This is a genomic window from Sphingomonas tabacisoli (genome assembly GCF_042678385.1).
GTDB lineage: Bacteria > Pseudomonadota > Alphaproteobacteria > Sphingomonadales > Sphingomonadaceae > Sphingomonas_B > Sphingomonas_B tabacisoli.
Genome location: NZ_JBHUDY010000001.1, coordinates 1,737,605 through 1,760,907, shown reverse-complemented (window position 1 = coordinate 1,760,907; position 23,303 = coordinate 1,737,605). Strand labels below are relative to the sequence as shown.

The window sequence follows — 23,303 nt, the reverse complement described above, 5'->3', positions numbered from 1 at the left end:
AGGAATGTTCAGTCACGTCATGGTCGGGTCCAACGACACCGATCGGTCGAAGAGCTTCTACGATGCGCTGTTTGGCAGCGTCGGCGGCAAGCCCGGTTTCAAGGACGAGAAGGGGCGTGTGGCGTATCGGCACAATGGCTCGGTCTTCATGATCAGCAACCCAATCAACGGCGAGCCGGCCTGCCATGCGAACGGCGGCACCATCGGTTTCGCGATGAACAATCCGGAGCAGGTTCATGCCTGGCATGAGGCGGGCGTGAAGGCGGGTGGCACGGCATGCGAAGACCCGCCCGGCATCCGCGAGAATGCGTTCGGCAAGCTCTATCTTGCTTATCTTCGCGATCCTGACGGTAACAAGCTCTGCGCGCTGCACCGGGTGCAGGCCTGAACGAAGTGGAGACGGTCTCGTCCTTGCGCAGTCACGGCGGGCTGCAGGGCGTCTATAGGCATCAAAGCGCGGCGACGGGGACGGAGATGGCCTTCTCCGTCTTCGTGCCCGATCATGAGCCGGGCGCAAGATTGCCGGTGGTCTGGTATCTATCAGGGCTCACCTGCACCCACGCTAATGTGACCGAGAAGGGCGAGTATCGCGCCACCTGCTCGGACCTCGGCCTGATCTTCGTCGCGCCGGACACGAGTCCACGCGGCGAAGGGGTTGCGGACGATCCGGCCTATGACATGGGGCAGGGCGCCGGCTTCTATGTCGACGCGACGGAAACACCCTGGACCCCGCATTTCCGAATGCGGAGCTACATCGAGGCCGAGCTGCCAGCGCTGATCGCCGCGCAATTTCCGGCCGATATGAACCGTCAGGGCATCACCGGCCATTCGATGGGCGGCCACGGTGCGCTGACGATCGCGCTGAGGAATCCGGAGCGGTTTCGCAGCGTGTCCGCCTTCGCGCCGATCGTGGCGCCAAGCCAGGTTCCGTGGGGCGAAAAGGCGCTGGGCGGCTATCTTGGGCCGGACCGCGCGAAATGGCGCGAATACGACGCGGTTGCGCTGATTGAGGATGGCGCGCGCGTACCCGAACTGCTGGTGGACCAGGGCGAGGCAGACACGTTCCTCGCCGAGCAGTTGCGACCCGCACTGCTGCGTGAGGCGTGCGATACTGCCGGCATCGACCTGACGCTCCGCATGCAGCCCGGCTACGATCACAGCTACTATTTCATCTCGACGTTCATGGCCGATCATCTCAAATGGCATGCGGAGCGGCTGCGCGCCTCGTAAGTTTTGCCGTCATGAACGAGTCGGCGTGGCGCGACTATGACGTCGCGGAAATCATGGGTGGGCTGTACGGTCCCGGCATCATCGGCCTGAAGGGCGCTTTCGACCGCGCCTGGGTCGCCCGCATGGCCGAGGACATCTGGACGATCTGGGACGAAGTGAAGGAGGTGCCCGGCGGCGCGCTGCCGCGCGGGCCGGAGCGTTTCTATGTCGAGGTCCATCCCGAGCACATCCGCGGCTTCGTCGACATCGCGACCCATCCCTGGTTCGTGGCGGTGTGCGAGGCGGTGCTGGGCCCCGATTACAAGATCGTCGAGATCGGCTTCGACATCCCGTTTCCCGGTGCGGCCGACCAACCCTGGCACCGCGACTTTGCCGTACCCGAGGCGACCACGAGGGGCAGGCGGCTCAACTCGCTGGCCTTCAACCTGACAGCGGTGGACACACGGGCGGAGCACGGCCCGTTCGAGATCGCGCCCGGCACGCAATGGGACCAATTCGAAGGCTGCCCCAAGGGCATGTTCCCGCCGCGTGAGCTCTGGCCGCGCTATATCGAGCGCGCCGAGCAGAAGATGCCGCAGATGGGCGATATCTCGGCGCGCTCGGCGCTGACGGTGCATCGCGGCACCGCCAATCGTTCGGGCGAGCCGCGCCCCGTGCTGGTCCTGGGCGTCGATGCGCCCGACGCGACCAACGCGCACCACCACGACCTGCAAGTGACGCAGCCCTATCTCGACAGCTTGCCGTCCCGCGTGCGCGATCATCTCACCTATCGCGTCGTGGAGCGCCTGGAGCCGATCGTGCAGGCACACACGATCCAGGGCCTGCTCGAACCGGCCTATTGAGGCGGCAGCACCTCAACCCACTCCGGGTGGAATGCGAGGCGGGCACTCAGCAAGGCGCGGAACGCCTTGTATCCGCCCGTGCCGGCCGGGAAGGCGTGAAAGAACAATCTCGGCACGCCGTCCGGGCCAGGCGCGACCGAAGGATGGCCGGGCCCCCACCAGTCGCGCGATGAGTGGAGCAGCGGTTCCGGCATCTTGACGTACGGTCCAAGCGGATCGTCTGCGATCGCGACGCCGATGCCGTAGTCCGGAGTCGAGAAGTCGTTGCCCGAATAGAAGAGGTAATAGCGGCCGTTCTGGCGGGTGACGTAGTTGCCTTCGATCAAATGCCCTTCCCAGGCGAGATCGTTCACCAGCACGGTCGTGCGCTCCCCAACCAAAGTCCGTCCATCGGGGCTCAGCGCCTGCGCAAAAACGGGCGTTCGCATGGCTGCGATCACTTCCGGATGGCTGTCGAGGCGCGCGCTTACTTCCACGTAAAGGGCAACCACCGCCTCGATCAACGGCTGGAGCGAAAAGAACTGCTCCATCGGCGTCGCCGTCCGCGCCCAACGCCACAGCCCAGCGCACAATGCGGCGGTACGGCGATCCGTCTCGTTGTCGAACAGGTGCTCGATCAGCTCCGGCTCCTCCAGCAAAAGCACCGCAAGCCGGCGCGGCCAGACGGCGTTGCTGTCCTCTTTCCAGAACAGCAATGCACTCCCATCCTCCCGCACGAACAGGTGCGGATCGATGACGCCGCCGGTCAGCAACGGCTCCGGGTCGGCAACGAACGGCCCTTCCGGGTGATCCGCACGGGCAAGGCCGATGCAAAGCTCCCGGTCGCTGTTGCGGGCCGTGAAGCAGAGCAGATAGCCGCGCCCAACCTTGTGCAGCTCCGGCGCCCAGTAGTCGGCCAAGTTCTCGGCCGTGATCATCCAGCTTGGCGCTTCGCCTCGCGGAAAGACGAAGCCCGTAAGGTTCCATTTCTTCAGGTCAGGGGAGCGGAGGATCGGAAAGGCGTCTGGCGCGTCATTCGAGGTGGCGACCAGATGCCATGCCTCGCCGGTCCGCAGCACAGCCGGGTCGCCATAGCCGTCGCGAATGCGGGGATGGATGTTATAGGTCAGCAAGGGCTGGATGCGCGCATCGGCGGGCGGAGCATCGAATCGCTCCCGGTTGCGCGGCAGCCGCGTGCCGAAATCCGAGGCGATCGCGCGGAAAAGGTCGAGCCAGGCTGCATGCTGGCGATCGTCGAGCCGATAGGCGTTGCTGACCCGCTGATCGGCAACGCGGATTTCCAGCGCGCCGCTATCGCATACCTCGACCGAAAGTGATTCCTTGAGGGACCCCATGTGCCGACAACGCGGCAGGCCCCTTTGATCTCCCGCCAGTGGTTCCAGGCGGCGACCTTGACTTGGCGTAGCGTCAACCATAGGTGCGCTACCTCTTCAGCCACGGCCCCTTCGTCTAGCGGTCTAGGACGTCGCCCTCTCACGGCGAAAACACGGGTTCGAGTCCCGTAGGGGTCACCAGCAACGGCGCCGCATGGCCGAAGCATCTGCCGGACTTTCCGCTCTGTTCGAAGCGCACCGCGCGGAGCTGCTGCGTTTCCTGACCGCACGCACCGGCGACCCTGCCGAGGCCGAGGACATCGCTCAGGAACTGTGGCTCCGCGCCCACCGCACCGATGCCGGGCCGATCGCGAACGGCCGCGCCTATCTGTTCCGTGTCGCCCATAATCTGGTGCTGGACCAGGTGCGCGAGCGCAACCGGCGGGCGCAGCGCGACCGGTCGTGGCATGGCGCCGAATATGGCGAGACTGCACCGGGCATGGAATTGCCGGACTACCGGACCGATGCCGAACGGGGCTTGATCGAGCGCGAGGAGGCCGCGCTTCTCGCATCCGCCATCGGCAATCTGCCCGAAGGCGCGCGGCGGGCCTTTCGGCTACACAAGATCGACGGACTCAGTCACGCCGAGGTCGCTTCGCGGCTGGGAATCAGCAAAAGCGGAGTCGAAAAGCACATTGCCGTTGCGATGAAGCATTTGAGAAAAATGCTGGGAGACTGAGGCGTTGCGGGAAGCGCGGCGTCTCAAGGCCACAGAGGGGATTTGGTGACGGACGAAAGGATCATCGACGAAGCGATCGCTTGGCATCAGGCGCTGAACAGCGACGATGCCGATTGGGACGGCTTCACGCAGTGGCTGGAGGCTGACTCCGCCCACCGTGAAGCGTTCGATTCGATCGCGCTGCTCGATGACCGCATCACTGCCCACCGCGAAGCGCTCGCGGTCATCCTGCCCGCCGAGGACATCCGTGCGCCGCGGCGGCGCTGGTGGGCATGGGGTGGCGCGGGCGCTGCAATAGCAGCTGCCGCAGCGGCGATCCTGATGGTTCCCGCCGAGGCGCCGGATCAGATCTTCAGCACGCGTTATGGCGAAAGCCGCACTGTCGCGCTGAAGGATGGATCGTCCATTCAGCTCGCCTCCGCCAGCAAGTTACAAGTGAGCGACGGCGGCAAGCAACTCGCGTTGGACGGCACCGCCAGTTTCGATGTCCCGCACCGGCGGGACCGCACATTGACGGTGCAGGCTGGTGATCTTTCGATCCAGGATATCGGCACCCGTTTCGAGGTCGTGACCGGCACCGGCGTGGCGCGGGTGTCGGTCGCAGAGGGCGCAGTGTCGGTCAGCGCGCCCACGCTCGACCATCCGGTGCGGCTCACCAGCGGCAACAAGCTGCTCTACGATCCGGCGCACGACGTTGCCGAAATGGCGCCGATCCAGGAGTTCGCGAGCTGGAAGAAAGGGCGGCTCGTCTATGACAATGCGCCGCTGGCGCTGGTCGCGGCGGAAGTGGGCCGCTATGCGAGACGCGAGGTCGTGTTGGACCGCGCACTTGCGGACCGGCGCTTTTCGGGTGTGTTGAAGATTGGCGATGGATCGGGGTTGGTTGGCGATCTTGCGCGGCTCATGGACGTGGACGTGCACAGCCAGGGCACCGCTTTGCGCCTGGTGGATCGCAACAGCGACCGTTAGCGCCCCGGCGTCCGCCGCAACCCTTTTTGCTATCGATGTGCCCCGAGGTCTTCTCGGGCGCAGTCTGGAATTGCTGTCGGCGCAAACGGGAGTCTCGATCGGAACGGAAGGGGCTATACCGTCCGCGCGCTCCCCGGCGGTGCGCGGCCGAATGAGCGTGGAAGCGGCGCTTCAGAAGCTGTTGGGACGCACTCAGCTCGAGGCGGTAGCGGTCGGACCGAATGTCTGGCGGCTTCGCCCGCGGGCCACCCCCACGGTTTCAAGGCCAACAATCCCCAGACGCCAGCGTGTCCCGGCCGCTCAGATGCCGGGTGGTGACATCGTGGTGGCGGCGAGCAAGGAAAGCGTGCTCCTATCCGACTATCCGGGCTCTGCCGTGCGGCTCTCGCTCAATGGTCTCGGCGGCGCCAATGGCGACGCCGACAGCAGCGCTGCTCTGATCGGCCGCACGCCCTCGCTCTCTTCGACAAACCTCGGGCCGGGACGCAACAAGCTGTTCGTGCGCGGCATCGCCGACAGCAGCTTCAACGGCCCAACGCCGGCGACGGTGGCGCAATATTTCGGCGAGGTCCGGCTGAATTATGCGGCGCCCGATCCCAACCTCAACCTTTACGACATGAACAGCGTCGAGGTGCTGGAAGGACCGCAGGGCACGCTCTACGGCAGCGCTTCGATCGGCGGGATCATCCGGCTGATCCCGAATGGGCCCAAGCTTGGTGAGTTCGAGGGAGCGGCCGAAGGCGGCATCCAGCGCAGCGCGCGGGGCGATACCGGCGGTGATGCGGCGGCGATGGCGAACCTGCCCATCGGGTCGGACGTGGCGGTCCGCGCGGTCGGCTATGGCGTCATCAATCCCGGCTATATCGACGATATTCAGCGCAATCGCACCGATGTGAACCGGACCGTCAGCTACGGGGCAAGGCTCGCAGTCCGTTACGACCCTGGCGCGGCAATCTCTCTCGAAGCGGGCGGCGTGTTCCAGAATCTGGAGAGCAAAGATGGCCAATACGCCGAACTTGGCCTGCCTCCCTATACGCGGCGATCGGCAATCTCGCAGCCGTTCGATAATGACTTTCGGCTGGGCTATGTCACGGTACGGGCGCCGCTTTGGGGCGCTCAACTCACGTCCTCAACCGGGTTTGTCCGGCAAGAGCTTGAGACCCAGTTCGACGCGACCTCGCGCTTCGGCGTGCCGGCGATCTTCATCGAGGATCTGGGATTGTCGCTTCTCAGCCACGAAACGCGCCTAGCCGGCGGCGATCCGCATCGCCTGCACTGGTTGCTCGGGCTGTCGGGGCTCGTCAGCACGACGACGGTGCGCCGACAACTTGGACCGGTGAGCGCCCCCATACCGCTGACAGGCGTTCGCAACATGGAGCGCGAGGCCGCCCTGTTCGGCGAGATCACGGTGCCGCTGCTGTCCAGGGTGAGCCTGACGCTCGGCGCGCGCGGCAATTATGATGAGGCCAAAGGGCGAGTGCTGGGCGTTCGCGTGCCTGAGAAATCGGAGCCGAAGCGGCGAAATTGGCGTTTCCTGCCTAAAGCCGCGCTCGGCTGGAAGCCTGCGCCCGGCTGGCTGGTGTTCGCGCACTATCAGGAAGGGTTTCGCCCCGGCGGGTTGTCGATCACCGGCCCGACCAGCGCCCAAAAGTTCAAATCGGACAGCGTCTGGACGCTCGAAGCCGGTGTCAGGGCCGGCGATGCGGACACCGATAACCTGAGTGGCTCCGTCACCTATTCGCGGACGAGGTGGAAACGTATCCAGGCCGATCTGATCGACGCGACCGGACTGCCGTTCACGAGCAACATCGGTAATGGGCGGGTCGACGGGATCGAGGCAGCAACCACCTGGCGTCCCATTCGCGCGCTGGCGATCGACGCTGCCCTGTTCCTCAATTGGGCGCAGCTAGACCAGCTTTCCGCCGGCGGTTCCGCTGAACTCGAACGCAATTTCCCCAATATCGCAGAGACGGGCGGGCGGGCGGCGGTGCGTTACGATCGAAAGCTCGGAAGCGACCTTGGCCTCTCCGCCCAAGCGTCGGTGCGCTATGTCGGGCGATCGTTCCTTGGCGTGAGCGACCCGCTCAATCTGCCGCAAGGCCGCTATGCGTTGGGTGCAGCCGAGGCCCGCATCGGCAATGATGCGCGCGGGGTGCGGATTTCGGTTGATAATCTCTTTGATACTCGCGCGAACCGTTTTTCCTACGGCAACCCGTTTACGGTCGATCAGGGGCTTCAGATCACGCCTCTGCGGCCGCGGACCATCAGGATCGGCTTCGATGCCCATTTCTAGGCGACTGCTCCTCACCTCGATCCATGACGTCAGTCCACGGTTCGAGACGCAGGTTGACCGGCTGATCGAGGCGACGCTCAAGGCGACCGGCTCGGCGCAGCTCGCCATGCTGGTCGTGCCAGACCATTGGGATCAGGCGCCCATTGCCGACAACCCGGCGTTCCAGCGGCGGCTTCGAAGCTGGGCCGATGCCGGCATCGAGATGTTCGTGCATGGCTGGCGGCACCGCGACGATGCACCGAAGGGTTTCAAAGGCCGGCACATGACAGCGGGCGAGGGCGAGTTCCTGAGCCTCGACGCTGCCGAAGCAACGCGGCGCATGCGCGAGGGGCGGGTGCTGATCGAAGATACGATCGGGCGACCCGTCGCCGGCTTCGTCGCCCCGGCGTGGCTATACGGCGCCGGAGCGCGCGAGGCGCTTCGTGCGCTCGACATGCCGATGGCCGAGGATCATTTACGGGTCTGGCGCCCGTCCGATGGCGCGATCTTCGCCAAAGGGCCGGTAATCAGCTGGGCCAGCCGAAGCCGATCGCGGATCGCGAGCTCGCTTGCCTTTGCCGCTTTTGCGCGGGTCGGACTGAAGCCACAACGGGTGGTGCGCGTTGCGCTGCATCCGGGCGATACCGGCGTTCCCAGCCTGATGGCGAGCATCGACCGAACGCTGCGAAGCTTCGCCCGGTCGCACACACCTGCGGCCTATCGCGATTTGCTCTAACTCCAATCAAGCAAGCTGGGGCTAAGGCGCCGCCGCGGCGTCTTTGCCCGGCATGCTGCGTATCCTTGTACCGCTTCACAGCTTCGAGCCGGGAGGTGTCGAGCGCGTCGCCCTTCGTCTCGCGCGCGCCTGGCGCTCGGCCGGCGTCAGGCTCCATCTGGTCCTAGGTCGTGACGAGCGACCGCGTCCCGACCTTGCGCAAGGCCTGGACTTCGACGTGCTCCAGCAGGGCATGATCACGACGGCCGCGTTCGAGACCCTATGGATGCTGGCCAAGCTTCCCGGCCGCATCCGGCACTCGCGCCCCGATCTGATCTTCTGCCCCGGTAACAGCTATGCGGTGATCGGCGCTCTGCTGAAGCTGTTGCTTGGCCGCTCCTGTCCTCCGATCGTGTTGAAAGTCAGCAACGATTTGCGGCGGCCCGATCTCGGGCCTTTCGCACGTTTCTGGTACCGCATCTGGTGCCGGCTGCAGGGCCGGCTGATCGACCGCTTCGTCGCTCTCTCTTCGGCGATGCGGGACGAGATCAAGGACATGATGAAAGTGTCGGGCGATCGAGTGAGCGTCATCGCCAACCCCGCTCTGTCTCGCGCGGAAGCTGCCGCGTTGGCGGCACCAAGGGGCGCACGCACGAGCAACGGAAAACGCTATCTGGCGATTGGCCGGCTGGTCCCGCAGAAGAATTTCCTGCTGCTGATCCGGGCATTCTCAAAGATTGCAGCACCCGAAGATCGGCTGGCGATCCTCGGCGAGGGGCCGGAGCGGGTCGCGCTCGAAAATCTTGTGGCAGAACTTGGCTTGCGCGAGCGTGTGCTGCTGCCCGGGCATATCGAAGCGACCGGAGAGTGGCTGGCCACAAGCGACATCTTCGTGCTCTCGTCCGATTATGAGGGCCTTCCTGCGGTGGTGATCGAAGCGATGGCGGCAGGAGTGCCGGTGGTCGCCACCGATTGCAGCACTTCAATGCCGGAGCTTGTGGACGATGGCCGGCTCGGACGTCTGATCCCGCCCCGCGATCTGGAACGACTGGCGGAAGCGATGCAGACGCCTGTTCATGCCTGCGCAAATGAAGCGCGGGCAATGGTCGACCGCTTTACGGTCGAGCGCGCCGCCCCCAACTATGTCGCCCTATTTGAAATATTGGTGGCTCAGACGGGTTTGAGCTGGGGCGGCGGGGGGTTTACGGCGTCTCAGCCAGGCAACATGCGGGGTTGACGTGTATCTTTCAGATCTGAACATCGCCGGACGCGACGGCGGCGCAGCGCTTGCTCCGCCCCCGCAAGCTCCCGTTCTCCCCGATCCCAACGTCATTGCTCGCTCGGTCGCCGCGCGGCCGGCTGTGTGGGCCGGGCGGGCCATTACGTTCGGATTGCTGATCGCCGTTCTTTGGCAGCTCCGCACGCTCGATGCACGTCAAGTGATCGCGGACATTCCGAGCCGCCCTGCCTTTTGGATCGTGTTCGCGCTCTGGTATGCGACGGCGCCAGTCGCCGACTGGGTGATCTTCCGTCGCCTGTGGCGAATCCCCGCCGACGGCCTGATCGCGCTCACCCGCAAATTCGTCGGCAACGAGCTGGTGCTCGGCTATATCGGCGAGGCCTATTTCTACACCTGGGCGCGCGCACGGGCAGGGCTGACCAGCGCACCGTTCGGCGCGATCAAGGACGTTGCGATCCTGTCGGCGCTGGTCGGCAACGTTGTCACCCTACTGATGCTGGCCGCTGCCTATCCGGCACTCGGCACGCTGCATCTGGGCCTGAGCGGTCCGACCTTCGCCGTTTCGATCGCAGCCGTGCTGGTTTCCTCGCTCGGCATGATGGTGTTCCGGCGGCGTTTGTTCGGCCTGTCGAATGGCGATCTCTGGTTCGTCGCGGCGGTTCACTTCGTCCGGCTCGCGCTCAAAACCTACCTGTCGGCGCTGATGTGGCACTTCGTGCTTCCGGGGCAGCCGCTCGAGCTTTGGGTGCTCCTGTCGGCGCTGCGCCTGCTGCTCTCGCGCTTGCCGCTGCTTCCCAACAAGGACCTGGTGTTCGCCGGGCTCTCCGTTCTGCTGATGGGCCATGACGTGGAGATCGCCACGCTCATGGCAATGATCGCGTCGCTGACCGTGGCGGCGCACGTCGCGGTCGGCGCTGCAGTGCTTGGCGCCGACATGGTGCGCTGGACGCGCAAGTGATCCTATCGTTGGCCTTTGCTGCCGCGGCGTTGCCGCGCTCGACGCCCAATCTGGGGATCGCCGAGGGACGTTGTCGTCCGGACGAGCCGGGGCCGGCGTTCATGGTGACGCTGACCGGATTAAAGGATCGCGCGGGGCTGGCGCGGGTCGAGCTTTATCCGGCCAATGACACCGACTTTCTGGCCGACGACAATCTGCTGATCGGCACCGGCAAGGTCTTCCGCCGGGCCGAGACGCGTGTGCCGGAGGCCGGGCCGGTCGAGGTCTGCATCCGGGCGCCGGCACCGGGGGCTTATGCGCTCTCAGTGCTGCACGACCGCGACGGTAACCGGAAATTCGGCCTGTCGGTCGACGGCATCGGCTTTCCGGGGGATCCGAAGCTCGGCTGGCGCAAGCCGCACGCAAGCCAGGCGACGGCGCGCGTGGGTTATGGGGTGACGCATATCAACGTCCGAATGAACTATCGGCAGGGGTTGCTGTCGTTCGGGCCGATACGGGGGAAATCATGAAGATCGTGGATGTGAGCGCGTTCTATGCGCCGCAAGGCGGGGGCGTGCGAACCTATGTGGAACGCAAGCTGAAAGCGGCCTTGCGCCTGGGCCACGACATCACCGTGATCGCGCCCGGCGAAATGGATTCGGTCGAACGCCGCGGCGGGAACGCGCGCATCCGCTGGCTGGCCGCGCCGACGTTCCCCCTCGATCGTAAATACCGATATTTCGACGACCAGAAGGCCCTTCACGCTGCGCTGGACGAGGAGCGGCCCGATTTCGTCGAGGCGTCGTCGCCTTGGCGGAGCGCGCGCTATGTGGCGGATTGGCAGGGGGCGGCCCCGCGCGCGCTGATCATGCATGCCGATCCGCTTTCCGCCTATGCCTATCGCTGGTTCGGAAACATCGCGGCGCGGCCCACGATCGATCGCTATTTCGGCTGGTATTGGCAGCATCTGCTGACGCTCGATCAGCACTACGACATGATCGTCAGCGCCAGCCCAGGCCTGTCGCGGCGCCTGAAGGACGGCGGCCTTCGGCAAGTGACGACGATCCCGATGGGCGTCGATCCGGGCGTCTTCTCGCCGAAGCTTCGCGATGCGGAGCTTCGCGAGCAAATGTTGGCGAGCTGCAGCCTGCCGCCGGACGCGACGCTGCTGGTCGCGCTGGGACGACTATCGGCGGAAAAGCGTTGGGCGATGGTCGTCGAGGCAGTGATGGCTGCCGGTTGCCGGGCGCCTGTCGGCCTTGTGCTGATCGGCGAGGGCAATGAAGCTCCAAAGCTGCAGCGGCTAATCGGCGAGAACCCGCATGTCCGGCTTGCGGGCGCAATCCGCGATCGGGCACTCCTCGCCCGGATGCTCGCCAGCGCCGACGCGCTGATCCACGGCTGCGAGGCGGAAACCTATTGCATCGCGGCCGCCGAAGCGAAGGCATCCGGCCTGCCGCTGATCGTCCCGGAAGAAGGCGGCGCTGGCGATCAGGCGACGAGCGCCGTGGACCGCCGCTATCGGTCTGGCTCCGCACGCGACGCTGCAGAGGCGATCCTGTCGTTGGGCCGGGGCACCGTGGTTCCGTTGCAGCCCGCGCGCGTGATGGACGATCACTTCGCCGAGCTGTTTGGCGCCTACGAAGCGATCGCGCGGGTGAAGGCAGCGGCATGAAGGCATCCGTCGCCCTTGCTCCCATCAAGGTGGACCCTCAGCCGGTGCCAGTCAGTAAGGCCGTGCCCGTCCAGCGGAAACGCGTGCGGGCCAATTCGTCGTGCCTGGTTTCGGTCGCCCGCTTCCTGCTCTGGGCGACCCGCAACGGCTAAGGCGATCAGCCGGCAATCTTGTAGGTTATGCTGAAGCCGATGTGATCTGACAGCATCGAACCGTTAGGTCCTCGCCCGAATGGGATATTGGCACTCTCGGCCGTGAGCGTGGCTCGCTTGCCTGAATAAAAGAACTGGAAATCACGTGAGCGCCGGATGATCTCCGATGCGTCGCGCAGATGATCGACTTGCCCATCGGCAACACAAGCCCGCAACCCTTCGCCGCCAACGCCGCCCTCAAGGGTTTTCCAGCTTTCAGCGCGCTCCAGCAGCGCAGGGCGCCGTCCCGGCGCGTCTCCGACATTGAAGTCCCCGGCGACGATCAACGGCAAAGCCGGATCGGCGTGGCGGCGAATGAAATGGTCGAGTACGTCCACCTGCCGGCGATACGCGACGATCGATCGTGCGTCCGGCACGCCGGAAGCCGCCCGCGAGTTGAGGTGCGTGGTCGCGACTTGCACTAGGCCGCGTCCCGGCACCGACAAGGTGACCAGTAGCACGCCCTTGTTGGCAAGGCAGTCGAACCCCGCGCAGGCGAACGATGGATAGGCCATGCGGCTGATCGCCACGATCGGAAAATCGGAAAAGATGCGCAGCCCGCTGCTTTCCCACTTGCCCTCGGTCTCACCCTTGAGCGGGTTCGCGGCGGCGGCGAGAACACGATCGGACGGCTGCATCGCGACCGGATCGTGCTCATCGGGCATGGGGCCGTTGGCGCTATAGCGATAGCCGGCCTCGCGCCCGATTTGGGCCGCGGAATCGGTGAACGCTTCCTGGAGCAGCACGACACTGGGTTGCGCGCCGTGTTTGCGCAGCTCGGCGAGCTTCGCACCGATCGCGGCCAGTTCGTCGGATCGCTCCTCGACGATCGGCCAGGGCAGGCCATGCACGTTGTAGGTCAGCACGCTCAGCGGCTCGTTCGGATCGGCTGCGGCCGGAAGCGGTTGAGCAGCGCCCCAACGGGGGGCGAGCAACATCAACAGGGCGGACGCAGCGAACGCTCTCTTCATTTGGCATGCCTCGGGATCGATTGTTGCTGAGACGCCGCAGATCATGTTGATCCGCAGTTCGACGGTCGAATTTCTTGGGCGTCGTCTCTGGACAAGCTCGGCCGGAAGGGGTCACATCCCCAACATAGTTCAGGGGGATGTCAGGCGTTGCAGATACGATTCTGGGGAACGCGGGGATCGCTGGCGAAGCCGGGGCCGAAAACGGTCAGGTTCGGCGGCAATACCTCATGCGTCGAGGTGCGATCGGCGGCCGGTACGCGGCTGGTGATCGATTGCGGAACAGGCGCCCACGAACTGGGCCAGGCGATCATGCGAGAGGGCACGCCTTCACGCGGGCATGTGCTGATCAGCCATACCCATTGGGACCATATCCAGGGCATCCCGTTCTTCGCACCGCTCTTCGTGCCGGGCCATGCCTGGGACATTTACGCGCCGCAGGGCTTTGGCGAATCACTGAAGGACACGCTCGCCGGGCAGATGGAATATACCTACTTCCCAGTCTCGACCGAAGCGTTCGGCGCGAATGTCCGCTACCATAATCTGGGCGAGGGCAGCTTTACGATCGACGATCTGACGATCCGGACGCGCTACCTCAACCATCCGGCGCTGACGCTCGCTTTCCGGATCGAGGGGGACGGCGGAAGCTTCGCCTATTCCTGCGATCACGAACCCCATTCGCGGGAGCTCGCGATGGGCGAGGGGACGATCGAGGGTGAGGATCTGGCCCATGCCGAGTTCATGGAGGGCGTCGACCTGATCATCCACGACGCCCAATATGTCGCGCCCGAATATCAGGCGAAGCAGGGCTGGGGCCACAGCACGGTCGAATACGCCGTCTCGATCGCCAAGGCGGCGCGCGCGCGGCAGATCGCGCTCACGCATCACGATCCGGCACGGACCGACGACCAGATCGACGAATACCTCGCCGATATCGCCCATCGCGCCGATCCGGACGGGCCGCAAGTGATTGCGGCCTATGAAGGGCTGATCCTCGAAATCGGCACCAAGGAGACACAGGGCGACGCGGCGACGCCGAACACGGCAAGCGCGATCAGGAAAGGACCGGCGCAGGAAAACGCTCGGCTGCTGCTGATCGGCTGCGATGCGGAGACCACCGACAAGGTTGCGCGCGCTGTCGCGTCCGAGCCAGTCGAGTTGCTGAGCCTTGATGCCTCGCACGCCATGTCCGACGCCGCGGCGCTCGACCCATCCATGATTATGGTCGCCGACGAAGCGATGGGGCCGGAGCTGCAGGACGTCTGCGGGGTGACGGAAGGGCAAGTCCCATGCGTCATCCTGGGTGGCGTGGGGGCCCCCACGGGCTGCTTCTCGGACCGACTGGAGGAGCCCTGGTCGGTCGAATATGCCCGCACCCGCATCCGCACCTGGCTGATGCGCGCGGAGTGCCACTGGGCGCGTCCGCCCATTCCGGATGACGAGACGGAACGGGTGGCGGCGCTGAAACGTCTCGGGATTCTCGACACCGCCCCCGAAGAGCGGTTCGACCGCCATACGCGGATTGCCTCGGCCTTGTTCAAAGTGCCGATCGCGCTCGTCAGCCTGGTCGATGCCGACCGCCAGTGGTTCAAGTCCTGTTTCGGCACCGATGTCTGCGAAAGCTCGCGTGAGACGAGCTTTTGTGCGCATGCGATCGTGTCGAACGACGACATGCTGATCGTGCCCGACGCGCTGCAGGACGACCGTTTCCGCGACAACCCGATGGTCTCCGACGGCCCGCGGATCCGCTTCTATGCCGGCTCCGTGCTGCACTCGCCCGAAGGTCAGCGGGTCGGCACGCTGTGTATTCTCGACGTGCGTCCGCGGAACCTGTCCGACGACGAGAAGGCGCTGTTGCGCGACGTCGCCTCGGCAGTCGAGTCGGAGCTCTGGGGCGCGGAGCGGAAGGCCGCGTGACGCGATGAACGCGCTTAATCCGGGCCTTTTTAAACGAACACGCGAGGGCGCGCCCGACGAGGCGCGGGCGCTGCTGTGGCGCCTGATCTGGATTTACCAAGGCGGTTGTGCGGCCGCGGTCGTCATCACGCTGACGCTGGTGCTGCTCGGCCTGGAAATGACCGGCTATCAATGGCTGGTCATCCTGCTGATGCTGCCGATTGCGGTCGCGATTTACAATCTGGCCGACGTCTGGCTGCTCAATCGCCATGCCCAGCCGGTGCTGAAGGCGCTGCGCGCGCTTCAGCGGGGCGGAGACGCGCCCGAACCGTTGCTTGCCAACGGTCTCGTCCGCGCGTTGAACCTTCCTTACCTGTCGTTCCTGCGGGTGACGTTCCTGCACGGGCCGCTGGTGACGGTGCTCGTGTATCTGATCCCCAGCGCGGCGACCTGGCTGTTCGGCGCAGGCTTCGCGCAATGGCAAATCTTCGCCTTCTGCGCGATGACGCTGTTCTTCGCCTCGCCGACTCACGCGATTTTCGAATATTTTGCGGTCAGCCGCGCGATGGAGCCGGTGATCGTGCGGCTGAGTCAGGCGCTCGGCGGCACGCTGCCGCAGGAATATCGGCAGGGGCTGATCGCGGTCAGGTTGAAGAGCAAGCTGCTCTACCTCGCCATCTTCGTCACTACGCTGCCGTTGATCTTTTTCGCCGCTTCGATGGTGTTCAAGGTCGAGCGCATGTTCGCGAGCGTAGGCGTCACCGCCTCGTCGACGATGATGTGGCCGTTCTACACCTGGATGGTCGGCATCGTCTTCGCCTGCGGCCTGGGCTCGGTGATGATGGCGCTGCTGACCGCGCAGGAAGTGTCGCGATCGGCCATGCGCCTGATCGACAGCATGCGGCTCGTCGAAAGCGGCCGATTGAACGACGTCCGTCTCGAAGTGTTTTCGACTGACGAATATGCCGATATTTTCCATGGCTTCCAGCACATGCTTGACTCTCTGCGTGAAGAGCAGCGCATCCTGGAAATCAGCCACGATCTGTCCGGCGAGCTGCAGCTCGACGTACTGATCGCGCGCATCATGCGCGCAACCACCGAGCTGCTGAACGCGGAGCGTTCGACGCTCTTCCTGCACGATCCCAAGACCGACGAGCTTTATTCGGTGTTTGCGGAAGGGGACTCGATCACCGAGATCCGCTTGCCTTCCAATCGCGGCATCGCGGGCGCGGTGTTCGCGAGCGGCAAGGCCGAGAACATCGCCGATCCCTATGCGGATCCGCGCTTCGACCAGAGTGTCGACCTGCGCACCGGTTTCACGACGCGGAGCATCCTCTGCCAGCCGATCGTCAACAAGCATGGCGGCCGGATCGGCGTCACCCAGGTGCTGAACAAGAAGGGCGCGGGCTGCTTTTCCGAAAAGGACGAGGCCCGGTTGCGCGCCTTCTCGGCGCAGATCGCGGTCAGCCTGGAGAACGCCAAGCTGTTCGACGACGTGCTCAGCATGAAGAACTATAACGAAAGCATTCTAGAAAGCACGTCGAACGGCTTCATCACGTTGGATGCCGAAGGCACGATCGTCACTGCCAACAGTGCGGCCCAGGATATTCTGGGCGTCCGCGAAAGCCTGGCGGGGAAAGCAGCGTCGGACGTGTTCGCGGGCAGCAACCGCTGGGTGATCGAGAAGCTCGACCGCTCGGCGCGCGTCGGCGAGACGCAGCTTGCCGTCGATGCAGAGCTGGTTCGCGCGACCGATGTGCCGGCGTCGGTCAACCTGTCTGCCGCGCCGCTGATCGATGCCAACGACGCGCGGATCGGCTCGATGCTGGTAATGGAGGACATCACTGCTGAGAAGCGCGTCCGCTCGACAATGGCACGCTATATGTCGAAGGAAGTCGCCGATCAGTTGCTCCAGGCTGGCGAAGATGTGCTCGGCGGACGTGACCAGATGGTTTCGGTGCTGTTCTCCGACGTGCGCGGCTTCACCACCATCGCGGAAACCCTTGGCGCGCGCGAGACGGTCGCGATGCTCAACGAGTATTTCACCGAGATGGTGGACGTCATTCTGGAGAATGACGGCATCCTCGACAAATACATAGGCGACGCGATGATGGCGCTGTTCGGCGCGCCGTTCGTCGGCCCGACCGATGCCGACAATGCGCTCGCCGCCGCCAACCGTATGCTGATGTGCCTAGCCAAGCTGAACGCGAAGCGCGCGAAGCAGGACCGGCAGCCGTTAAAGGTCGGCATCGGCGTCAGCACTGGTGACGTGATCGTGGGCAACATCGGCTCGGCCAAGCGGATGGAATACACCGTCATCGGCGACAATGTGAACCTTGCATCCCGGCTTGAAGGCGCGAACAAGTTCTACGGGACGAGCATCCTCATCTCCGACTTCACACGGGAACGGCTTACCCGGCCGATACTTACGCGCGAAATCGATCTGATCCGCGTGAAGGGTAAGGATTTCCCGGTTGCCGTTTACGAGTCGCTCGATCATTGCCGAGAACAAATGAACGGCGCGCTGGATGATATGATCGGAGAATATGGGCAGGGGATTGCTGCCTACCGCGCGCGTTGCTGGACCACGGCCGACAAAGCATTCAAGGCTGCTTTGAAGATCGTCCCCGATGATGGCCCGTCTACCATCTACGTCAGCCGTTGCGAACAGTTCGCCAAAGCGCCGCCGCCCGACGATTGGGACGGCGTCTGGTCCCTCACGTCGAAATAGCCTGATGGATCTCATCGCGATCGATATCGGCGGCACGCACGCGCGTTTTGCACCGGCGAGGGTGGAGCAGAGCGGCGTCTCGCTCGGGCCGGAAACCGTGCTCAAGACCGGCGACTATTCCGGTCTTGCGGAGGCGTGGAAGGCGTTCGCGCGGCAATCCGGCGGTGCCTTGCCCTCGGCCGTATCGATCGCAATCGCCGCGCCCGTGACGGGCCACGCGATCAAGCTCACCAACAACAAATGGGTGCTTCGGCCAGCGGAGTTGGCCCATGAGCTGGGCGTCGACCGCGCGATCCTGATCAACGACTTCGCGGCAGTCGCTCATGCCGTCTCGGTCTGCGGCAATGCTGACCTGCGGTATATCTGCGGTCCCGAAGTGCCGCTTCCGCGCGAAGGCGTCATCAGCATCGTCGGGCCGGGCACGGGGTTGGGCGTCGCGATGCTCTTGCGCGAAGCGGCAGGCGATCGCGTGATTGCGACGGAAGGCGGGCATGTCTGTTTCGCGCCCGGCGATGAACTGGAGGACAGGCTTCTCGGACGCCTTCGCACCCGGTTCGGACGCGTGTCGCTCGAGCGCGTTATCTGCGGCGTTGGCCTGACCGAAATTCATGCCGTGATCACGGGCGATGACGCTCGGGTCGACGACCGTGCGCTGTGGCAGAGCGCGCTATCCGGAACCGATGAAAGCGCCGTCCAGACGCTCGACCGCTATTGCGAGATCCTGGGCGCGGCCGCTGGCGACTTCGCGCTTGCTCAAGGCGCCGCCGGCGTCGTGATCGCGGGCGGACTTGGGCTCAGGCTCGCCGATCGGCTGCCCAGCTCGGGTTTCGGCCGCCGATTCCGCAACAAGGGGCGTTTCGAGCGCCTCATGGATGCGCTGCCGGTCAAGCTCATCACGCACCCGCAACCGGGCCTGCTCGGCGCCGCCGCAGCGTTTGCCGCTCAGCACCGCGCGTAAAAAAAGAGCCCCGCTCCAGGGGTTGGAAAGCGGGGCCCTTATCTCAGGGAGTCATGTCACAGCGGGGGGTGAGATCGCTGCGTCGACACAGCTTATCGCGACAAGCTGTCACCAAACTATGTCGAGCGAAGGTTAAAATTGTCTCAACCTGTCGCGCCGGAATCACTCGACCGACGACAAATGATCACGCCTGGGCGGCGCGTCGGGGTGCGGGCGCTCTTGCCGGGTAGTGAACTGGATTTCGTGGAGCCGGCTGCGGATCAGCGCCTCGCCCTCGCGCACCGTGGGCACGGGATGCTCGGACAACACGGTCTCGCCGAGCCGGAACACAACTTTGTAGGGCAGTTCTCCGCCGGGCGTGATGACGACGCGCCCGTACGCGACTTCCGCGGGCTTGATGAAAAGCAGGCCGTTTTCGGTGTCTTCATCCGTCATTCGCCGTCCCCTTCCTCAAGGCACTGAACCGGCGAGGTGCGCGGGCTGTTCCCAGCGCCGCGCATCACGAACGAATACTCCTCCAATCAGCTCCAGTTGGCCATCGCCTTTTCGAGATTGGCGCGGATCGCCTCGAAGAATTGCTCGGTGGTCATCCAGGGCTGATCGGGGCCGATCAGGATGGCGAGATCCTTGGTCATTGCGCCATTTTCGACGGTCTCGATGCAGACCCGCTCCAACGTCTCGGCAAAACGGGTGACGTCGGGCGTATTGTCGAAGCGGCCGCGATATTTGAGGCCGCCGGTCCAGGCGAAGATCGAGGCGATCGGGTTGGTCGAAGTAGCCTTGCCCTGCTGGTGCATACGGTAGTGGCGCGTAACGGTGCCGTGTGCGGCCTCAGCCTCGACCGTCTTGCCGTCGGGGGAGAGCAGCACCGAGGTCATCAGGCCCAGCGAGCCGAAGCCCTGCGCCACCGAGTCCGACTGCACGTCGCCGTCGTAATTCTTGCAGGCCCAGACGAACTTGCCGCTCCACTTGAGTGCCGAGGCGACCATGTCGTCGATCAGGCGATGCTCGTAGACGATGCCGAGCTTTTCGAACTGCGGCTTGAACTCGTTCTCGTAGACGTCCTGGAAGATGTCCTTGAAGCGCCCGTCATAGGCCTTGAGGATCGTGTTCTTGGTCGAGAGATAGACCGGCCATTCGCGCAGGATGCCGTAGTTCAGCGAGGCGCGGGCGAAGTCGCGGATCGAATCGTCCAGATTGTACATGCCCATCGCGACGCCCGAGGAGGGAAATTGGAAAACCTCCTCGTCGATCACGGTGCCGTCGTCGCCTTCGAACACCATGCGCAGCTTGCCGGGGCCGGGCACGCGGAAGTCGGTCGCCTTGTACTGGTCGCCGAAGGCATGGCGGCCGACGACGATGGGATCGGTCCAGCCCGGCACCAGCCGGGGCACGTTCTTGATCACGATCGGCTCGCGGAAGACGACGCCGCCCAGGATGTTGCGGATCGTGCCGTTCGGCGACTTCCACATCTTCTTGAGGTTGAACTCCTTCACCCGCGCTTCGTCGGGCGTGATCGTCGCGCACTTCACGCCGACGCCGTATTTCTTGATCGCGCGCGCGGATTCGACGGTGATCTTGTCCTCGGTCTCGTCGCGCTTCTCGACGCCGAGGTCATAATATTCGAGATCGATATCGAGATAGGGAAGGATGAGCCGCTCGCGGATCCAGGCCCAGATGATCCGGGTCATCTCGTCGCCGTCGAGCTCGACGACGGGGGTTTTTACCTTGATCTTGGCCATTTCAGCGGTCTTCCCTGGAGCTGCGATTTTGGGGATGCTCCCTACGGCAAGCGCCCGGCCTGTCAACCGGAGCGGGAGCGATGCGCGGGCTCGATCATTGTGTCTGCGGGAGACGCTGCCTAAGGAACGCGCATGGCATCATTGGAAAAGCCGCCGGTCGCGACCACCACCGTAAAATGGCGCTGGCCCTCCGTTCACCCCGACGGGCGCAAGTTCGTCCTGATTTCGGCCGTGATCACCCTCATCTTCGCCTGGTTCGCGTGGGAGACGCTGGCCTGGCCGATGGCGGCCGTGACGATCTGGGTCGCGGCCTTCTTCCGCGATCCGATCCGTTCGGTGCCGCAAGGGGAGGGGCTGGTGATCGCGCCGGCCGACGGGCTGATCACGCTGATCCAGAACGTGCCCCCACCCAGGGAGCTGGCCGCGGAAATGGGCGATCAGCCGACGACCCGCGTCTCGATCTTCATGAGCGTGTTCGACGTGCACATCAATCGGTCGCCGATCGCCGGCACGATCCGCCAAGTCGTCTATATCTCGGGCAAGTTCCTGAACGCCGATCTCGACAAGGCGAGCGAGGATAACGAGCGCCAGCATTTCCTCGTGGAAAGCGCGGACGGCGTGAAGATCGCCTTCACGCAGATCGCGGGGCTGGTTGCGCGCCGCATCGTGCCGTTCGTGAAGCCGGGCGACACGGTCGCACGCGGGCAGCGCATCGGCCTCATTCGCTTCGGCAGCCGCGTCGACGTATATCTACCGATGGGCACCAGCCCGCGGGTCGCGCTTGGCCAGCGGACGATCGCCGGAGAGACCATCCTCGCCAGGCTGGGCGAGCAGGACGTCGCGAGCGGCCTGCCGCAATGACGCCCGAACGGCCCCGGCGCGGCATTTCGCTGCGCGCCGTCGCGCCCAATGCCGTGACCGCGCTGGCGCTGTGCATGGGGCTGACCGGCGTGCGCTTTGCGATCGGCGGCGAGTGGGACCGGGCGCTCGCCTCGATCATCGTCGCCGGCGTGCTCGATGGGCTGGACGGCCGTATCGCGCGGTTGCTGAAGGGAGAGAGCCGGTTCGGCGCCGAGCTCGATTCGCTGTCGGACGTGATTGCGTTCGGCGTGTCGCCGTCGATCATCCTCTATCTCTGGTCGCTGCAGGCGCTGCCCCGTTACGGATGGTTGTTTGCACTTGCGCACGCAGTCTGCTGCGCGCTGCGCCTTGCCCGCTTCAACGCGCAGATCGACGCTGCCGAAAAGCCGCACAAGTCCGCCGGCTTTCTGACCGGCGTGCCCGCACCGGCCGGGGCGGGGCTGGCGCTGCTACCGATCTATATCTGGCTATGGTCGGGCGAGGACACGCTGCGTGCGGTCTGGATCGTCGCACCCTGGATGGCGCTGACGGCCGTGCTGATGATTTCCAACGTGGCGACCTATAGCTGGTCGTCGCTGCGCCTGCGCCGCACCATCAGGCTGGAAGCCATCGCGGGAGTGGCGCTGCTCGGCGGCGCGCTAATCACGGCGCCATGGGAAACGCTGACCGTCGTCGCACTGATCTATGTTGCGCTGATCCCGTTCAGCATGCGGTCCTATGCGAAGGTCAGGCAGCGGCGCGCAGCGGCTGCACGCGGCGCCGTTCCGGAGCCCGCCAGCTCTTCCGCACTCTGACACGCACGGGCCGCGTCGCGATCGAGCGGGCGTGGGCAAGCTCTTCGCCGGCCAGGATCGCCGCCACGCGATCCCACTCGCTCCGTAGCATCGAAACGAGAAACGCCAGCGCGCCGGCCGCGATGAGCGTGAAGACAATGCCCGAAAACAATTGCGCCATTCGAACCTCCTTGAGGTCACCGCGCCAACCGTCGGTGACTCTGTTGGTTCCAACGTTCATGATTTGTTCTACTGCTGTCAAGCTTGATTTTGATTCGCTTCGTCGCTAAGTGGCCGCCCATTCCGCATGGACGGCGCACATACCGGTGTTTCGGCGCGAGCCGGGATCACTGCCGTCCAGAGGTATAACCGGGTAAGGAGAAAATCCTATGGCGGCTCCCTCCGTCACTTTGAACGCGCTTGTCGAAGCGGGCGCGCATTTCGGCCACCAGACGCACCGCTGGAATCCCAAGATGAAGCCGTACATCTACGGCGAGCGGAACGGCGTGCACATTCTCGATCTGTCGCAGACCGTGCCGCTTTTCGCGCGCGCTCTCGACTTCATCAGCTCGTCGGTCGCGGCCGGTGGCAAGGTGCTGTTCGTCGGCACCAAGCGCCAGGCGCAGGAGCCGATCGCGGAAGCCGCGCGTCGTGCGGGCCAGCATTTCGTCAACCACCGCTGGCTGGGCGGCATGCTCACCAACTGGAAGACGATCTCCAACTCGATCAAGCGCTTCAAGGCGCTCGAGGAGCAGCTTGCGGGCGACACTGCGGGCCTCACCAAGAAGGAAGTGCTGCAGCTCACTCGTGAGCGCGACAAGCTCGAGCAGTCGCTGGGCGGCATCCGCGACATGGGCGGCATTCCGGACGTGATGTTCGTGATCGACGCCAACAAGGAAGAGCTGGCGATCAAGGAAGCCAACACGCTCGGCATTCCGGTCGTCGCGATCCTCGATTCGAACGTGTCGCCGGACGGCATCGCCTTCCCGGTTCCGGGCAATGACGACGCTTCGCGCGCCATCCGCCTTTACTGCGACGCGATCGCCCAGGCGGCGACCCGCGGCGGCCAGCAGGGCCAGGCTGCGCGCGGCCGCGACATCGGCGCGATGGACGAACCGCCGGCCGAGGAAGCGCTGGCATCGTCCGACGAAACCGCGGCGGCTTAATCACTTCTCCCCTCCAGCCTTTGCTGGAGGGGTTGGGGGTGGTCCTTCTTCTGTAAAGAACCACCCCTAACCCCTCCACGAAGTC

Annotated in this window: 23 protein-coding genes and 1 tRNA gene; 19 read left to right on the top strand and 5 right to left on the bottom strand. The window is 64.7% G+C overall.

What is annotated here, in order from left to right:
• Nucleotides 1–4: 4 nt before the first annotated feature.
• Genes ACFSCW_RS09125 through ACFSCW_RS09115 form a run of 3 tightly spaced genes read left to right on the top strand, consistent with a single transcriptional unit; the run spans nt 5 to nt 2,072 of the window.
• The gene (locus tag ACFSCW_RS09125; RefSeq protein ID WP_380888534.1) at nt 5–388 is read left to right on the top strand and encodes a VOC family protein; all 384 of its coding nucleotides are present in this window, start codon (nt 5–7) and stop codon (nt 386–388) included.
• The gene (gene fghA / locus ACFSCW_RS09120; RefSeq protein ID WP_380890072.1) at nt 385–1,230 is read left to right on the top strand and encodes an S-formylglutathione hydrolase; all 846 of its coding nucleotides are present in this window, start codon (nt 385–387) and stop codon (nt 1,228–1,230) included. The genes ACFSCW_RS09125 and fghA overlap by 4 nt, the downstream gene beginning before the upstream one ends.
• Before the next feature lie 11 nt (nt 1,231–1,241).
• Nucleotides 1,242–2,072, top strand: a complete 831-nt coding sequence (locus tag ACFSCW_RS09115; protein ID WP_380888532.1) for a phytanoyl-CoA dioxygenase family protein — start codon at nt 1,242–1,244, stop codon at nt 2,070–2,072.
• Here ACFSCW_RS09115 and ACFSCW_RS09110 read toward each other — a convergent pair.
• The gene (locus tag ACFSCW_RS09110; protein WP_380888531.1) at nt 2,066–3,406 is read right to left on the bottom strand and encodes a glycoside hydrolase family 43 protein; all 1,341 of its coding nucleotides are present in this window, start codon (nt 3,404–3,406) and stop codon (nt 2,066–2,068) included. The genes ACFSCW_RS09115 and ACFSCW_RS09110 overlap by 7 nt on opposite strands.
• A gap of 104 nt (nt 3,407–3,510) precedes the next feature.
• Between ACFSCW_RS09110 and ACFSCW_RS09105 the strand changes: the two genes are divergently transcribed.
• From ACFSCW_RS09105 to ACFSCW_RS09060, 10 genes are all read left to right on the top strand, one after another.
• Nucleotides 3,511–3,586, top strand: a tRNA-Glu gene (locus ACFSCW_RS09105).
• A 13-nt stretch (nt 3,587–3,599) separates the two neighbouring features.
• Nucleotides 3,600–4,124, top strand: coding sequence for an RNA polymerase sigma factor (locus ACFSCW_RS09100; protein WP_380888529.1), 525 nt, complete (start codon nt 3,600–3,602; stop codon nt 4,122–4,124).
• A 45-nt stretch (nt 4,125–4,169) separates the two neighbouring features.
• Complete coding sequence (locus tag ACFSCW_RS09095) at nt 4,170–5,093, top strand: FecR family protein (RefSeq protein WP_380888527.1); 924 nt, start codon at nt 4,170–4,172, stop codon at nt 5,091–5,093.
• A gap of 304 nt (nt 5,094–5,397) precedes the next feature.
• Nucleotides 5,398–7,386 (top strand): TonB-dependent receptor, encoded by a 1,989-nt coding sequence (locus tag ACFSCW_RS09090; RefSeq protein ID WP_380888526.1) that lies wholly within the window; start codon nt 5,398–5,400, stop codon nt 7,384–7,386.
• Complete coding sequence (locus tag ACFSCW_RS09085; protein WP_380888525.1) at nt 7,373–8,101, top strand: DUF2334 domain-containing protein; 729 nt, start codon at nt 7,373–7,375, stop codon at nt 8,099–8,101. Before ACFSCW_RS09090 ends, ACFSCW_RS09085 begins: the two co-directional genes overlap by 14 nt.
• Before the next feature lie 52 nt (nt 8,102–8,153).
• Nucleotides 8,154–9,317: a glycosyltransferase gene (locus tag ACFSCW_RS09080; protein ID WP_380888524.1), complete on the top strand. Its 1,164-nt coding sequence runs from the start codon at nt 8,154–8,156 to the stop codon at nt 9,315–9,317.
• Between the two features lies 1 nt (nt 9,318).
• Complete coding sequence (locus tag ACFSCW_RS09075; protein WP_380888523.1) at nt 9,319–10,278, top strand: hypothetical protein; 960 nt, start codon at nt 9,319–9,321, stop codon at nt 10,276–10,278.
• Nucleotides 10,275–10,787 (top strand): DUF2141 domain-containing protein, encoded by a 513-nt coding sequence (locus tag ACFSCW_RS09070; RefSeq protein ID WP_380888522.1) that lies wholly within the window; start codon nt 10,275–10,277, stop codon nt 10,785–10,787. Before ACFSCW_RS09075 ends, ACFSCW_RS09070 begins: the two co-directional genes overlap by 4 nt.
• Nucleotides 10,784–11,932, top strand: a complete 1,149-nt coding sequence (locus tag ACFSCW_RS09065; RefSeq protein ID WP_380888521.1) for a glycosyltransferase — start codon at nt 10,784–10,786, stop codon at nt 11,930–11,932. The genes ACFSCW_RS09070 and ACFSCW_RS09065 overlap by 4 nt, the downstream gene beginning before the upstream one ends.
• On the top strand, nt 11,929–12,084 hold the full coding sequence (locus ACFSCW_RS09060; protein ID WP_380888520.1) for a hypothetical protein: 156 nt from the start codon (nt 11,929–11,931) through the stop codon (nt 12,082–12,084). The genes ACFSCW_RS09065 and ACFSCW_RS09060 overlap by 4 nt, the downstream gene beginning before the upstream one ends.
• A gap of 5 nt (nt 12,085–12,089) precedes the next feature.
• Here the strand turns inward: ACFSCW_RS09060 and ACFSCW_RS09055 are convergent, their stop codons facing one another.
• Complete coding sequence (locus ACFSCW_RS09055) at nt 12,090–13,094, bottom strand: endonuclease/exonuclease/phosphatase family protein (RefSeq protein WP_380888519.1); 1,005 nt, start codon at nt 13,092–13,094, stop codon at nt 12,090–12,092.
• Between the two features lie 147 nt (nt 13,095–13,241).
• Between ACFSCW_RS09055 and ACFSCW_RS09050 the strand changes: the two genes are divergently transcribed.
• Genes ACFSCW_RS09050 through glk form a run of 3 tightly spaced genes read left to right on the top strand, consistent with a single transcriptional unit; the run spans nt 13,242 to nt 18,676 of the window.
• Nucleotides 13,242–15,008, top strand: coding sequence for an MBL fold metallo-hydrolase (locus tag ACFSCW_RS09050; RefSeq protein WP_380888518.1), 1,767 nt, complete (start codon nt 13,242–13,244; stop codon nt 15,006–15,008).
• Between the two features lie 4 nt (nt 15,009–15,012).
• Nucleotides 15,013–17,718 carry an adenylate/guanylate cyclase domain-containing protein gene (locus ACFSCW_RS09045; protein ID WP_380888517.1) on the top strand — a complete coding sequence of 902 codons (2,706 nt, stop codon included), beginning with the start codon at nt 15,013–15,015 and terminating at the stop codon, nt 17,716–17,718.
• A gap of 4 nt (nt 17,719–17,722) precedes the next feature.
• Complete coding sequence (glk, locus tag ACFSCW_RS09040; RefSeq protein ID WP_380888516.1) at nt 17,723–18,676, top strand: glucokinase; 954 nt, start codon at nt 17,723–17,725, stop codon at nt 18,674–18,676.
• 162 nt (nt 18,677–18,838) lie between these two features.
• Here glk and ACFSCW_RS09035 read toward each other — a convergent pair whose 3' ends face one another.
• Nucleotides 18,839–19,111 (bottom strand): hypothetical protein, encoded by a 273-nt coding sequence (locus ACFSCW_RS09035; RefSeq protein WP_380888515.1) that lies wholly within the window; start codon nt 19,109–19,111, stop codon nt 18,839–18,841.
• Nucleotides 19,112–19,197: 86 nt separating this feature from the next.
• A complete protein-coding gene (locus ACFSCW_RS09030; RefSeq protein WP_380888514.1) occupies nt 19,198–20,418 on the bottom strand; it encodes an NADP-dependent isocitrate dehydrogenase in 1,221 nt (406 codons plus the stop codon).
• Nucleotides 20,419–20,550: 132 nt separating this feature from the next.
• Here ACFSCW_RS09030 and ACFSCW_RS09025 point away from each other — a divergent pair, with 132 nt between their 5' ends.
• Nucleotides 20,551–21,279 (top strand): phosphatidylserine decarboxylase, encoded by a 729-nt coding sequence (locus ACFSCW_RS09025; protein WP_380888513.1) that lies wholly within the window; start codon nt 20,551–20,553, stop codon nt 21,277–21,279.
• On the top strand, nt 21,276–22,073 hold the full coding sequence (locus ACFSCW_RS09020) for a CDP-alcohol phosphatidyltransferase family protein (RefSeq protein ID WP_380888512.1): 798 nt from the start codon (nt 21,276–21,278) through the stop codon (nt 22,071–22,073). The genes ACFSCW_RS09025 and ACFSCW_RS09020 overlap by 4 nt, the downstream gene beginning before the upstream one ends.
• Here the strand turns inward: ACFSCW_RS09020 and ACFSCW_RS09015 are convergent.
• On the bottom strand, nt 22,006–22,233 hold the full coding sequence (locus ACFSCW_RS09015) for a hypothetical protein (protein ID WP_380888511.1): 228 nt from the start codon (nt 22,231–22,233) through the stop codon (nt 22,006–22,008). The genes ACFSCW_RS09020 and ACFSCW_RS09015 overlap by 68 nt on opposite strands.
• Nucleotides 22,234–22,441: 208 nt before the next feature.
• Between ACFSCW_RS09015 and rpsB the strand changes: the two genes are divergently transcribed.
• The gene (gene rpsB / locus ACFSCW_RS09010) at nt 22,442–23,218 is read left to right on the top strand and encodes a 30S ribosomal protein S2 (RefSeq protein ID WP_380888510.1); all 777 of its coding nucleotides are present in this window, start codon (nt 22,442–22,444) and stop codon (nt 23,216–23,218) included.
• Nucleotides 23,219–23,303 lie beyond the last annotated feature (85 nt).